This is a genomic window from Actinopolymorpha cephalotaxi (genome assembly GCF_013408535.1).
Classification (GTDB): Bacteria; Actinomycetota; Actinomycetes; order Propionibacteriales; family Actinopolymorphaceae; genus Actinopolymorpha; species Actinopolymorpha cephalotaxi.
This window is the reverse complement of sequence record NZ_JACBZA010000001.1, coordinates 2,574,348-2,587,684: the sequence shown is the minus strand read 5'-3', so window position 1 is coordinate 2,587,684 and position 13,337 is coordinate 2,574,348. Positions and strand designations below refer to the sequence as shown.

Sequence of the window (13,337 nt, the reverse complement as noted above, 5' to 3'; positions counted from 1 at the left end):
GAGTAGCACCTGGGCAGCACCGAGCAGCACCGACGACGAAGGAGACGCACGGGTGATCCGTACGCACGAGGCCGGCACGCTCCACGCCGACCATCTGGACGCGACCGTGACCCTGGCCGGGTGGATCGCCCGGCGCCGCGACCACGGCGGCGTGGCGTTCCTCGACCTGCGGGACGCCTCCGGGACCGTCCAGGTGGTGATCCGCGACGAGGAGGTCGCGCACGGCCTGCGCCAGGAGCACTGCCTGCGGGTGGTCGGGCAGGTCCGCCGCCGCCCGGAGGGCAACGCCAACCCCAACCTGCCCACCGGTGAGGTGGAGGTGGTGGCCGACGAGGTGCAGGTGCTCAGCACCGCGGAGGCACTGCCGTTCCCGATCGAGGAACACCACCAGACGCCGGTCAACGAGGAGGTCCGGCTGCGGCACCGCTACCTCGACCTTCGCCGGCCGGAGATGGCGGCCAAGCTGCGCACCAGGTCGCGGGTCACCCGGCTGATCCGCGACGTGATGGACGAGCACGGCTTCGTCGACGTGGAGACGCCCTACCTCACCCGGTCCACCCCCGAGGGCGCCCGCGACTTCGTGGTGCCGGTCCGGTTGCAGCCGGGCAGCTGGTACGCCCTCCCGCAGTCGCCGCAGCTGTTCAAGCAGCTGCTGATGGTCGCGGGCATCGAGCGCTACTACCAGATCGCGCGGTGCTTCCGGGACGAGGACTTCCGGGCCGACCGGCAGCCGGAGTTCACCCAGCTCGACGTGGAGATGTCGTTCTGCGACACCGACGACATCATCGCGCTGACCGAGCAGGTGCTCACCCTGGTGTGGAAGAACGTTCTGGGGTACGACATCTCGCTGCCGATCCCGCGGATGACCTACGCCGAGGCGATGCGCAGGTTCGGCATCGACCGGCCCGACCTGCGTTTCGGCAACGAGCTGGTCGACTTCACCGAGTACTTCGCGCAGACGCCGTTCCGGGTGTTCCAGGCCAAGGGCGAGGACTTCCACGTCGGCGCCGTGGTGATGCCCGGGGGAGCGGGGCAGGCGCGCAAGGAGCTGGACGCCTGGCAGGAGTGGGCCCGCTCGCGCGGCGCGAAGGGTCTGGCGTACGTCCTGGTGGGTGAGGGCGGCGAGCTCGGTGGCCCGGTGGCCAAGAACCTCTCCGAGGACGAGCGGGCCGGTCTGGCCCAGCATGCCGGCGCGAAGCCGGGGGACTGCGTCTTCTTCGCGGCCGGACCCCGCACGGAGGCGCTGGCGCTGCTGGCGGCGGTGCGGCTGGAGGTGGGCGAGCGCTGTGGCCTGATCGACCATTCCCGGTGGGAGTTCTGCTGGGTGGTCGACGCGCCGATGTTCGAGCCGGTGGAGACGTTCGGCGGGGAGAAGGGGTGGACCGCGATCCACCACCCGTTCACCGCGCCCACGGCGGAATGGGCCGACCGGTTCGAGGAGGACCCGGGGCAGGCGCTGTCCCAGGCGTACGACATCGTGCTGAACGGCAACGAGATCGGCGGCGGGTCCATCCGTATCCACCGGGCCGACGTCCAGCAGCGCGTCTTCGACCTGATCGGGCTGTCCCAGGAGGAGGCGGCCAGTCAGTTCGGCTTCCTGCTGGAGGCGTTCAAGTACGGCCCGCCCCCGCACGGCGGCATCGCGCTCGGCCTGGACCGGCTGGTGGCGCTGCTGACCGGTGCGGAGTCCATCCGTGACGTCATCGCGTTCCCCAAGAGCGCGTCCGGCGCCGATCCGCTCACCGGCGCGCCGACGCCGATCTCGCCGGCGCAGCGCCGGGAGGCCGGAATCGACGTCGTACCGGGCAAGCCGTCCGGTACCGGACGGCATCGCGCGGACGAGGAGAAGGTGACCGATACCGTCGACAGGAACAACCCTGCGTAGGGGACCGACCTCGTTCGATCTCGACGGACGCCGACGGGAATCGCCGTCAAGTACCCGTCGATGACGTTTGTGTTTCGGCGGCCGACCCAATTGGGTCGGCCGCCGTTTCTATTACCGAGAGTGCCGTAGCTGCTGCAATTCGCTCACCAGTTGTCACGGCAAGCGTTTACAAATCGTGATCCAAGCGGCGCTGTGTATATGCCCTTCTTTCGCTTATGGTCAGGCACCACAATCTTTGTGCACAGCGCGTCGCCGACTGCTGTGTGTCGTGATTCGTAAGCCAGGAAGGCATACGGCTACTCATGGCGGACCCGACCCTGCTCGAGACCGGAAGCAGCACACCGGTCGCCCCTCCGGAGAACCCGGTCAAGAGCAAGTCTCCGACGCAGATCGCGCTGGAGCGGCTTCGTAAGGACAAGATCGCGATCGTCTGTGCGGTCATCGTTCTCTTCTTCGTCCTGCTCGCGATCTTCGCCGACGCCATCACCGCCCTCACGCACACCGACCCGAGCACCCTCCACCAGGACCTGGTCGACGAGTACGGCTTCCCGACCGTCAACCCGAGCGCGGCGCATCCGTTCGGGCTGGAACCCCGCCTGGGCAGGGATCTGTTCGCCCGGTGGGTGCAGGGCAGCCGCCCGTCCCTGATCGTGGCGACCAGCGCGGCGGCCATCTCCACGATCCTCGGTACGGCGATGGGGCTGCTGGCGGGTTTCCTCGGCGGGTGGGTCGACCGGGCGATCTCCTGGCTGATCGACCTGATGCTGTCGCTGCCGCTGATCCTCTTCGTGTTCGCCTTCGTCCCGGTCGTGCAGTCGTGGTTCTCCGCCGACGAGGTCACCGTCTCGCGGGTACGCCTGTGGTCACTGGTGGCCATCTTCGCGGTCTTCGGCTGGACCGGCCTCGGCCGGCTGGTGCGGGCACAGGTGCTGTCGCTGCGCGAGCGGGAGTTCATCCAGGCGGCCCGGGCGATCGGTGCGCCGACCCGCCAGATCCTGTTCCGCGAGCTGCTGCCCAACCTCACCGGGCAGATCATCGTCTTCCTGTCGCTGGCGGTTCCGAGCTACATCGCTTCGGAGGCAGGGCTTTCCTACCTCGGGATCGGCCTGACCGAGCCGACACCCTCGTGGGGGCGCACGATCAACTCCGCGCTCTCCTACTACGAGACGTACCCCATCTACTTCTGGCAACCGGCACTGGCGATTCTCGTTCTGGTGCTGGCCCTGAACCTTCTCGGCGACGCGATCCGCGACGCCTTCGACCCAACGACTCGTCGGTAGCACGTGCCGACGGCCCACAGCAAGGAAGGCAAGTAAGTGACTCGTATGCGATGGAGAAGGTTGGCGGTGGCTGCCGGCGTGCTCGCGCTCGGTACGACGGCCGCCTGTGGGGGAGGCGCCTCTCCTTCGGAGAAGGCGCAGGAGCAGCAGAAGAAGCAGCAGAGCAACTCTTCGGCGAAGGCGCCCAAGGGCGGCGGCTTCGACGTCGTGCAGGACGCCAACGCCAAGGGTCCGGCCAAGGACATCGCCGGTGCGCAGAAGGGCGGCACCGCGACCGTCCTCACCGCGGCGGCGCCGGAGACGTTCGACCCCACCAGGGCCTACTACATCGACTCCCTGGCGGTGCTGCGGCTGACCGCACGCACTCTCACCGCGCTGGAGCTTCGCGCGGACGGGAAGTACTACCTGGTTCCGGACCTGGCCACCGACCTGGGTCAGCACAACGCTGACTACACCGAGTGGAAGTTCACGCTCAAGGACGGGCTGAAGTACGAGGACGGCTCCCCGATCAAGTCCCAGGACATCGCGTACGCGGTGAAGCGGTCCTTCGCCACCGAGGAGCTTCCGGGCGGCCCGACGTACCAGCAGAGCTACTTCCTGGACGGCGGAAAGTACAAGGGTCCGTTCAAGTCCAAGGCCAAGGGCGGCGGGCTGGACTACCCCGGGGTCGAGACTCCCGACGACAAGACGGTCGTCCTGAAGATGGCCAAGCCGTTCCCGGACCTCGCCTACTACGCGACGTTCCCGGTGTACAGCCCGATTCCGCAGGCCAAGGACACCAAGGACGCCTACGGGAACAAGCCGCTGGCCGCGGGCCCGTACAAGTTCGACAGCTACCAGAAGGGCAAGCGCCTGGTCCTGGTCAAGAACGACCAGTGGGACCCCAAGACCGACCCGGTGCGCCACCAGTACGTCGACAAGTACGACTTCAAGTTCAGCCAGAACCCGATCAAGCTGCAGGAGCAGCTGATCGCGGACAACGGGCCGGACCAGACCGCGATCACCTACGACAGTGTCGACTCCTCGCTGCTGCCCAAGATCCAGGGCAAGGAGCCGGAGAAGCGGATGATGACCGGTGACGGCACCTGCACCACCTTCATCTACCTCGACACCCGGCGAATCCCGCTCGAGGTGCGCAAGGCACTGATGGTGGCGTGGCCGTTCGACTCGCTGCACAAGGCGGCCGGCGACAGCCCGTTCACCTACGCCCCGGCGACGACGATCCTGCCGAAGGTGACACCGGGCTTCGTCAACTACGACCTGTTCGGCAACGGCGCCAAGGGTGACGGCGACCCCGCCAAGGCCAAGAAGATGCTGGAGAAGGCGGGCAAGCTCGGCTTCGACGTCGTGTGGGCCTACTCCAACGACAACGACATCGCCGCGCAGGTCTCGGCGGTGCGGTCGCAGAAGCTGAAGGCCGCGGGGTTCAAGACCACCGCGATCCCGATGCCGCGTGACCAGGTGCGGGCGGAGTTCGACAACCCGAAGTCGAAGATCAACATCCGGCCGCTGGGCTGGTGCCTTGACTGGCCGTCCGGAACGACGGTGTTCCCGGCCATCTTCGACGGCCGGCTGATCGCCCTCAACCCGAACTCGGCGCCGAACAAGTCGTTCCTGAACGTGCCCGAGGTCAACTCCGAGATCGACCGGATCTCCTCGCTTCCGCTGAAGAAGCAGGAGCCGGAGTGGGCCAAGCTGGACAAGTCGATGATGCAGAAGTACCTGCCGGTCATTCCGACCGACTACAGCAAGACCAACTTCCTGTACGGCTCCAAGCTCGGCGGCGTCGTTCTCGACCCGTTCAGCGGCGGGCCCGACTTCACCAAGCTGTACGTGAAGCAGTAGGTAGCACCCGGCGGGTGGGAAGGGCGATCCCCTTCCCACCCGCTGTTCGGTCAACTGTCCTTCGGTCCGTCACCGCGAGGTTGCCAACATGTTCGGATACATCGTGCGACGGATCGTCGCCGGCATCGCCGTGATCCTCGTGGTGATGGTCGCGTCGTTCTTCCTGTTCTTCCTCGGGCCGTCCCAGCCCGAGTACGCAATCTGTGGCAACCGCAACTGCACGCCCGACCGGCTCCAGGACATCCGCCGCAGCCTGTCGCTGGACAAGCCGATGCCCGAACAGTTCGCGGAGTTCTTCACCGGTATCGTCACCGGGCGGGAGATCCACTCCGGCGGTTTCGTGAAGAAGTGCGACGTGCCCTGCCTGGGTTACTCGTTCGTGGCCGACCAGCCGGTCACCACGATGATCGTGCAGGGTATTCCCGTCACGATCTCGGTGGCACTCGGCGCGATGGTCATCTTCACCGTGTTCGGCGTGACCACCGGCGCGCTGGCGGCCATTCATCGCGGAACGCTGTGGGACAAGACACTCGTCAGCGGGTCGATGGTGCTGACGTCGTTCCCGTACTACCTCGTCGCGCTGCTCGCCGCCATCTACCTCACGATCCAGTACCAGGTCCTTCCACGCAGCGGGTACGAACCCTTACTGCAGAATCCGCTCGGCTGGTTCAAGGGTCTGCTGCTGCCGTGGGTCGTGCTCGGCGCGGTGTACGCCACGAGCTACGCCCGCTACACCAGGGCCGCCATGGTGGAGGCGCTCGGTGAGGACTTCGTCCGGACCGCGCGAGCCAAGGGACTCACCGTACGCAAGGTCAACTTCAAGCACGCGCTACGTGCCGGCCTGACCTCGGTGGTGACGATCCTCGGCCTCGACCTGGCCAACCTGCTCACCGGCACGGTGTTCACCGAACAGATCTTCAACGTGCAGGGGCTCGGCCTGATCGCCCTCAACGCCTTCGGCAACGGCGACCTGCCGGTCATCATGGGATCGGTGTTGTACGCGTCGTTCCTGCTGGTGGCGCTCAACATCGTCGTCGACATCGTTTACAGCTTCCTCGACCCACGGGTGCGACTCGGATGACCACCAACGACAAGTCCAGGACCACCGAGGACGGCGACACGCCGTTCCTCGCGGTGGACAACCTCACTGTCCGCTTCCCGACCCCGGACGGCATGGTGAACGCCGTCACAGAACTCTCCTACGACGTGCACCTGGGCCGGACCCTCGGCATCGTCGGCGAGTCCGGGTCGGGAAAAAGCGTGTCCAGCATGGCGATCATGGGTCTGCACGACCGGCGCCGGACGAAGATCAGCGGCAGCATCCGCCTGCAGGGCACGGATCTGATCGGCGTGGACGACGAACGCATGCGGCGCATCCGCGGCAACGCCGTCTCGATGATCTTCCAGGACCCGCTGTCCAGCCTGCACCCGTTCTTCAGCATCGGTGACCAGATCGCCGAGGCCTACCTCGCCCACCACAAGGCGTCCAAGGGCCAGGCCCGCAAGCGGGCGATCGAGATGCTGGACCGGGTGGGCATCCCGCAGGCGTCCCGGCGGGTCGACGACTACCCGCACCAGTTCTCCGGCGGCATGCGCCAGCGGGCGATGATCGCGATGGCGCTCGTCAACGACCCCAAGCTGCTGATCGCCGACGAGCCGACCACGGCGCTGGACGTGACCGTGCAGGCGCAGATCCTCGACCTGCTGCAGGACCTGCAGCGGGAGTTCGGGTCGGCGATCATCCTGATCACCCACGACCTCGGCGTGGTTGCCGAGGTCGCCGACGACGTGCTGGTGATGTACGGCGGCCGCTGTGTGGAGTACGGCACCGGCAAACAGATCCTCACCCGGCCCGAACACCCCTACACGTGGGGGCTGCTGTCCAGCGCGCCACACCTGACCGGTGACCCGGACCAGCGGCTGAACCCGATCAAGGGGATGCCGCCCAGCCTGATCAACCTGCCGTCCGGGTGTTCGTTCAACCCGCGTTGCCCGTACTCGTCCCGGCTGCCCGACGACCGGTGCGTCACGACCCTGCCGGAGCTGCGGCCCGGCGGGCGGGTGGCCGACCACCTGAAGCGCTGCCACCTACCGGATCCCGACGAGATCTTCGTCGAAGAGATCCAGCCGCGGCTCGGGTGAGGGAGAAGCTGTCATGACCGAAAGCACCACTACGACGACCACGCCGGGGGCGCACGCGGCCGTCAGGGCGCGCGGGCCCGTCGGCGACCCCACGGCTCCGCTGCTGGAGGTACGCGACCTCGTCAAGCACTTCCCCGTCCGCTCCGCCGGCGTGGTCCGGCGGGTGGTCGGCCAGGTCCAGGCGGTGGACGGGGTCTCGTTCACGTTGGGGCGCGGGGAGTCGCTCGGCCTGGTCGGCGAGTCCGGCTGCGGCAAGTCGACGACCGGCCGGCTGATCACCAGGCTGCTGGACCCGACCAGCGGCGAGGTGCGCTTCGAGGGCACCGACATCAGCAAGCTGTCGGGCCGCAAGCTGCTGCCGTACCGGCGCGAGATCCAGATCATCTTCCAGGACCCCTACTCGTCGCTGAACCCCCGGCACACCGTGGGCTCGATCGTCGGCACGCCGCTGCGCGTGCACGACATCGTTCCCCGCGACAAGGTGCTGTCGCGGGTGCAGGAACTCCTCGAGGTGGTGGGCCTCAACCCCGAGCACTACAACCGCTATCCGGGCGAGTTCTCCGGCGGCCAGCGGCAGCGGATCGGGATCGCCCGGGCCCTGGCGGTGCGGCCCAAGCTGATCGTGGCCGACGAGCCGGTCAGCGCGCTGGACGTGTCGATCCAGGCCCAGGTCGTCAACCTGCTGGCGGACCTGCAGAAGGAGTTCGGCATCTCCTTCGTGTTCATCGCCCACGACCTGGCGGTGGTGCGCCACTTCTGTCCCCGGGTCGCGGTGATGTACCTCGGGAAGGTCGTGGAGATCACCGACCGGGAGCGGCTGTACTCCCGGCCGCACCACCCCTACACCCAGGCGCTGCTGTCCGCGGTGCCCGACGTGGGGCAGGCGGCGATCGGCGGCCGGCGGGAACGGATCCGGTTGTTCGGCGACGTGCCCAGCCCGATCGACCCGCCGTCGGGATGCCGGTTCCGTACGCGGTGCTGGAAGGCGCAGGAGATCTGCGCCACTCAGGAGCCGCCGCTGGTGCAGATCGCCGGCGGGCACCGGGTGGCCTGCCACTTCGCGGCCCCGCCGACGGCAGCGGACGCCCAGGCGAGCCAGGTGGCCGCGGCCGCCGCGGCCGAGGGCGACGGCGAGGTCCACCCGGAGGACCTCACGTCGCTGCGCTGACGGCCCGCGAGGACGAGGGCGGTCCCGGATAGTCTCGTGGCCGTGACCGACGAGGCGTTGTTCGAGGTGTCCGGCCGGGCCGGCGGATCCGACGGCCCGGGCAGCCGTGCCGGCGCCGATGGCTTCGGGGCCGGTGCGGCCCGTGGCTCGGGGAGCCTGGCCGACACCGACCACCAGGCGGCGCCGCTGGCCGTCCGGATGCGCCCCCGGAGCCTGGAGGACCTGGTGGGCCAGCGCCAGCTCCTGGCGCCGGGTGCGCCGCTGCGCCGGATGGTCGAGGGCGACCAGGCGATGTCGCTGCTGCTGTGGGGACCGCCCGGTTCGGGGAAGACCACGATCGCCTCGATCGTGAGCCGCCAGACCAACCGCGCGTTCGTGGAGGTCTCGGCCGTCTCCGCCGGAGTGAAGGAGGTCCGCACCGTCATCGACGCGGCCCGCCGCGACCTCGGCCGGGGCCGGGAGACGGTGCTGTTCGTCGACGAGGTGCACCGGTTCAACAAGGCCCAGCAGGACGCGCTGTTGCCCGGCGTGGAGAACCGCTGGATCTCCCTGGTCGCCGCGACCACCGAGAACCCCTTCTTCTCCGTCATCTCACCGTTGCTGTCGCGTTCGCTGCTGTTACGGCTGGAGCCGCTGTCCGACGACGACATCGGCGACCTGGTGGACCGGGCACTGGCCGACGAGCGCGGACTGGCCGGCGCGGTGGAGCTGGCCCCACAGGCCCGCGAGCACCTGGTCCGGATGGCCGGCGGCGACGCCCGGCGCGCGCTGACCTACCTCGAGGCCGCCGGCGGCGCCGCGCAGGCCAAGGACTCCCGCGAGGTCGACCTGGCCACGCTGGAGACGGCGGTCGACCGGGCCGCGGTCCGCTACGACCGCGACGGCGACCAGCACTACGACGTCGCCAGCGCGCTGATCAAGTCGATCCGGGGCAGCGACGTGGACGCCGCGCTGCACTACCTCGCCCGGATGGTCGAGGCGGGGGAGGACCCACGCTTCGTCGCCCGCCGCCTGGTCATCTCGGCCAGCGAGGACATCGGGATGGCCGACCCGACGGCACTCGGTGTCGCGGTGGCCGCGCACCAGGCCACCCAGTTCGTCGGCCTGCCCGAGGCCGCGATCAACCTCGCCCAGGCCGTCATCCACCTCGCCCTGGCGCCGAAGTCCAACGCCGTGGTCACCGCGATCGGGGCGGCCCAGGCCGACGTACGCTCGGGCCGGATCGGCCGGGTGCCGGCGCACCTGCGCGACGCGCACTACGGCGGGGCCAAGAAGCTCGGCCACGGCGCCAGTTACCGCTACGCCCACGACGACCCGCGCGGGATCGTCGCCCAGCAGTACGCACCCGACGAGATAGCCGGCCGGGCCTACTACCAGCCCACCAACCGGGGCGCCGAGGGTGCCGCGGCACAGCGCCTGGAGCGGATCCGGCGCATCCTCGCCGGCGACGAGTGAGCGCCCTGGCCGCTCCCGCGACCGGCCTGTCCTACCGCCCGTCCGTCCGCACTCCTGGGCCGGCGGAAACCTCCGGGCAAACCGTGCCATGTCGACACCACGACACGGCAGCCAGGGGCGGCGCGCGCCGCGCTGTCAACCGTTATAGGTTTGGTCGCCATGACTGCCGGTGAAATCGCGGGCTTGATCGCGGCCGCGGCGCTGCTGCTGCTCGTGGGGCTCCTCGCCTACCCCATCCTCAAGCTCGGCAAGGTGCTGGACGAGACCCGTCTGCTCGTCCGGGGCGTCTCCGACGAGAGCGTACCTTTGCTGGGTGAGGTCACCACGACGGTGACGACCACCAACGCCCAGCTCGAACGCGTCGACGCGATCACCTCGAGTGTCCAGACCGTCTCCGACAACGTCGCCGGCATGAGCTCGCTGTTCGCGGCCACGCTCGGCGGCCCGCTGGTGAAGGCGGCCGCCTTCTCCTACGGCGTCCGCCGGGCGATCGCCGCCCGCGGCCGCCGCGACGTGGAGCGCCAGGTGCGTTCGCAGATGCGCGGTGGCCGGCGCCGTAAGGAGGCCGACGTCGCATGAGGCGATTGGTGTGGGTCGTCGTGGGCGCCACCGTCGGCGTGGTCGTCGTCCGCAAGCTGTCCCAGCAGGCGGAGAACTTCAGCCCCCAGGGCCTGGCCAGGCAGCTGGGCGGGCTCGGCGACGCCGTACGCGCGTTCGGCGAGGAGATCCGGGCCGGCATGGACGCCCGCGAGCAGGAGCTGCGCACCGCGCTCGCGCTGGACGCGCCCGAGCCGAACGGACACGCGGGTCTGGACGCCGAGGCCGCCGCGCGCCTCGCCCGTGACCCGAACTCGAGCTGGAGGGACGGAAACTGATGGACACGGCGGAGATTCGCCGGCGCTACCTGCGCTTCTTCGGGGAGCGCGGCCACACCGTCGTTCCATCGGCCTCCCTGCTGCTCGACGACCCCAACCTGCTGTTCGTCAACGCGGGCATGGTGCCGTTCAAGCCCTACCTCCTCGGCCAGGAGAACCCGCCCTACCCGCGGGCGTCCAGCGTGCAGAAGTGCGTGCGCACCGGTGACATCGAAGAGGTCGGCAAGACCACCCGGCACGGCACGTTCTTCCAGATGAACGGCAACTTCTCCTTCGGCGACTACTTCAAGGAACAGGCGATCGAGTACGCCTGGGAGCTGATCACCCGCCCGGTCGCCGACGGCGGCTTCGGCCTGCCGGAGTCCCGCATCTGGGTGACCGTCTACCACGAGGACGACGAGGCCGCCGGCATCTGGCAGCACCTCATCGGGCTGCCCGAGCACCGCATCGTGCGCCGCGGGATGACCGACAACCTGTGGTCGATGGGCGTGCCCGGCCCGTGCGGACCGTGCAGCGAGCTCTACATCGACCGCGGCCCGGAGTACGGCCCCGAGGGGGGACCGGAGGTCGACGAGGACCGCTACCTGGAGTTCTGGAACCTCGTCTTCATGCAGTGGATCCGCGGCGAGGGCCCGGCCAAGGAGGGCTACGAGCTGCTCGGCGACCTGCCGGCCAAGAACATCGACACCGGCATGGGCCTGGAGCGAATGGCCGCGCTGCTGCAGGGCGTGGACAACATCTACGAGAACGACGAGATCCGGCCGGTCCTCGACCGCGCGACGGAGCTGAGCGGACGTTCCTACGGCGCCGACCACCAGACCGACGTACGCCTGCGGGTCGTGGCCGACCACGTGCGCTCGGCGCTGATGATCGTCAGCGACGGCATCTCGCCCGGCAACGAGGGACGCGGCTACGTGCTGCGCCGGATCATCCGCCGGGCCGTCAACCAGATGCGGCTGCTCGGCGTCGACGAGGCGACGATGCCCGCGCTGCTGCCGGTCAGCCAGTCGCGGATGAAGCTGTCCTACCCCGAGCTGGAGACCGACTGGCAGCGGATCAGCTCGGTCGTCTACGCCGAGGAGGAGACCTTCCTCGGCACGCTGAAGACCGGCGCCCAGATCTTCGACCTCGCGGCGACCGAGACCACCAAGTCCGGTGGTTCGGTGCTGGCCGGGGCGAGGGCGTTCCAGCTGCACGACACCTACGGCTTCCCGTTCGACCTCACCATGGAGATGGCGGCCGAGCGCGGCCTGTCGGTGGACGAGGAGGGCTTCCGCCGGCTGATGGCCGAGCAGCGCACCCGCGCGAAGCAGGACGCCGCCTCCCGCAAGACCGCACACGCCGACCTGTCCGCCTACCGCTCGGTCGCCGACACCCTGGGCCGCTCGGTGGAGTTCACCGGGTACGACGAGGTGAGGTCGGAAGGCCGCGTGGCCGGCCTGCTGGTGGGCGGTGAGCCGGTCACCTCCGCCCGCGAGGGCGAGACCGTCGAGCTGGTGCTGGACCGTACGCCGTTCTACGCCGAGTCCGGTGGTCAGCTGGCCGACGAGGGCGTGGTCGAGCTGGCCAACGGCGCGCGGCTGGTCGTGCACGACGTCCAGTCGCCGCTGTCGGGCCTGATCGTGCACCAGGCGAAGGTGCTCGAGGGCGAGGTCGTGGCGGGCACCGTCGCACAGGCGCTGGTCGACGTGGAGCGCCGGCGGGCGATCTCTCGCGCGCACACCGCGACCCACATGGTGCACAAGGCGTTCCGGGAGGCGCTCGGGGAGACCGCCGCGCAGGCGGGCTCGGAGAACGCCCCCGGCCGGTTCCGGTTCGACTTCACCTCCACCGGCCCGGTGCCGGAGAGCGTGCTGGCCGAGGCCGAGGAGCGGGTCAACGACCTGTTGCTCGCCGACCTGCCGGTGACCGCGGAGGAGATGCCGCTGGTCGACGCGCGCCAGGCCGGCGCGATGGCGTTGTTCGGCGAGAAGTACCCCGACGTGGTGCGGGTGATCTCGGTCGGTGACTGGGCACGTGAGCTGTGCGGCGGCACGCATGCCGGCCGTTCCGGCCAGCTGGGCGTGGTCAAGCTGCTGACCGAGTCCTCGATCGGCGCCGGTATCCGCCGGGTCGAGGCACTGGTCGGCGCGGACGCCTACCGCTTCCTCGCCCGCGAGCACGTGCTGCTCGGTCAGCTCGCCGAGGCGGTCAAGGCCCGCCCGGAGGAGCTTCCCGAGCGGGTGGCCGGCATCATCGACCGGCTGCGCACCGCCGAGAAGGAGCTGGAACGCATCCGGGTGCAGCAGGTGCTCGCCGCGGCCGGCCAGCTCGCGGCCAACCCCAAGGACGTGTTCGGGGTCGCGCTGGTCGCCCACCGGGTGGACGGCGCCTCGGCCGGTGACCTGCGCAAGCTGGCGCTGGACGTACGCGGCCGGATGCCGTCCGACCGGCCGGCCGTGGTCGCCGTCGTCGGCGCCAGCGGCGGGCGGCCCTCGGTCGTGGTCGCGGTCAACGACGAGGCCCGCAACTGGCGGCTCTCGGCCGGCGCACTGGTCAAGATCGCCGCCGGCGTGCTCGGCGGTGGCGGCGGGGGCAAGGACGACGTCGCGCAGGGCGGCGGCACCGACCCCGGTCAGGCCGACGAGGCCCTCCGCGAGGTCGAGTACGCCGTCGGCACCCGGGTCACGAGCAGCTGAGCGCGGACG

At 69.5% G+C, this 13,337-nt stretch carries 10 protein-coding genes; all 10 read left to right on the top strand.

Features of this window, described 5'->3' with window-relative positions; translation table 11 throughout:
* Positions 1 to 52 precede the first annotated feature (52 nt).
* On the top strand, positions 53 to 1,885 hold the full coding sequence (gene aspS / locus FHR37_RS11590) for an aspartate--tRNA ligase (protein ID WP_092882737.1): 1,833 nt from the start codon (positions 53 to 55) through the stop codon (positions 1,883 to 1,885).
* Positions 1,886 to 2,187: 302 nt separating this feature from the next.
* Positions 2,188 to 3,165 (top strand): ABC transporter permease, encoded by a 978-nt coding sequence (locus tag FHR37_RS11585; RefSeq protein ID WP_092882738.1) that lies wholly within the window; start codon positions 2,188 to 2,190, stop codon positions 3,163 to 3,165.
* A gap of 66 nt (positions 3,166 to 3,231) precedes the next feature.
* On the top strand, positions 3,232 to 5,010 hold the full coding sequence (locus FHR37_RS11580; protein ID WP_175542445.1) for an ABC transporter substrate-binding protein: 1,779 nt from the start codon (positions 3,232 to 3,234) through the stop codon (positions 5,008 to 5,010).
* 88 nt (positions 5,011 to 5,098) lie between these two features.
* Entirely contained in the window at positions 5,099 to 6,091 is a 993-nt protein-coding gene (locus tag FHR37_RS11575; protein ID WP_092882740.1) for an ABC transporter permease, read from the top strand.
* Positions 6,088 to 7,152, top strand: coding sequence for an ABC transporter ATP-binding protein (locus tag FHR37_RS11570; protein ID WP_092882741.1), 1,065 nt, complete (start codon positions 6,088 to 6,090; stop codon positions 7,150 to 7,152). Before FHR37_RS11575 ends, FHR37_RS11570 begins: the two co-directional genes overlap by 4 nt.
* A 13-nt stretch (positions 7,153 to 7,165) precedes the next feature.
* On the top strand, positions 7,166 to 8,320 hold the full coding sequence (locus tag FHR37_RS11565) for an ABC transporter ATP-binding protein (protein WP_092882742.1): 1,155 nt from the start codon (positions 7,166 to 7,168) through the stop codon (positions 8,318 to 8,320).
* Positions 8,321 to 8,476: 156 nt separating this feature from the next.
* Positions 8,477 to 9,775 carry a replication-associated recombination protein A gene (locus FHR37_RS11560; RefSeq protein WP_237768715.1) on the top strand — a complete coding sequence of 433 codons (1,299 nt, stop codon included), beginning with the start codon at positions 8,477 to 8,479 and terminating at the stop codon, positions 9,773 to 9,775.
* Positions 9,776 to 9,934: 159 nt separating this feature from the next.
* Positions 9,935 to 10,354, top strand: a complete 420-nt coding sequence (locus FHR37_RS11555; protein ID WP_092882743.1) for a DUF948 domain-containing protein — start codon at positions 9,935 to 9,937, stop codon at positions 10,352 to 10,354.
* A complete protein-coding gene (locus FHR37_RS11550) occupies positions 10,351 to 10,650 on the top strand; it encodes a DUF6167 family protein (RefSeq protein ID WP_175542446.1) in 300 nt (99 codons plus the stop codon). The genes FHR37_RS11555 and FHR37_RS11550 overlap by 4 nt, the downstream gene beginning before the upstream one ends.
* On the top strand, positions 10,650 to 13,328 hold the full coding sequence (gene alaS / locus FHR37_RS11545) for an alanine--tRNA ligase (protein WP_092882744.1): 2,679 nt from the start codon (positions 10,650 to 10,652) through the stop codon (positions 13,326 to 13,328). The genes FHR37_RS11550 and alaS overlap by 1 nt, the downstream gene beginning before the upstream one ends.
* Positions 13,329 to 13,337: the final 9 nt, after the last annotated feature.

Coding starts and splice junctions, on each gene's coding strand:
- FHR37_RS11585 (WP_092882738.1), top strand. CDS start 2,188: ATGGCGGACCCGACCCTGCTCGAGACCGGAAGCAGCACACCGGTCGCC.
- FHR37_RS11575 (WP_092882740.1), top strand. CDS start 5,099: ATGTTCGGATACATCGTGCGACGGATCGTCGCCGGCATCGCCGTGATC.
- FHR37_RS11570 (WP_092882741.1), top strand. CDS start 6,088: ATGACCACCAACGACAAGTCCAGGACCACCGAGGACGGCGACACGCCG.
- FHR37_RS11565 (WP_092882742.1), top strand. CDS start 7,166: ATGACCGAAAGCACCACTACGACGACCACGCCGGGGGCGCACGCGGCC.
- FHR37_RS11555 (WP_092882743.1), top strand. CDS start 9,935: ATGACTGCCGGTGAAATCGCGGGCTTGATCGCGGCCGCGGCGCTGCTG.
- FHR37_RS11550 (WP_175542446.1), top strand. CDS start 10,351: ATGAGGCGATTGGTGTGGGTCGTCGTGGGCGCCACCGTCGGCGTGGTC.
- alaS (WP_092882744.1), top strand. CDS start 10,650: ATGGACACGGCGGAGATTCGCCGGCGCTACCTGCGCTTCTTCGGGGAG.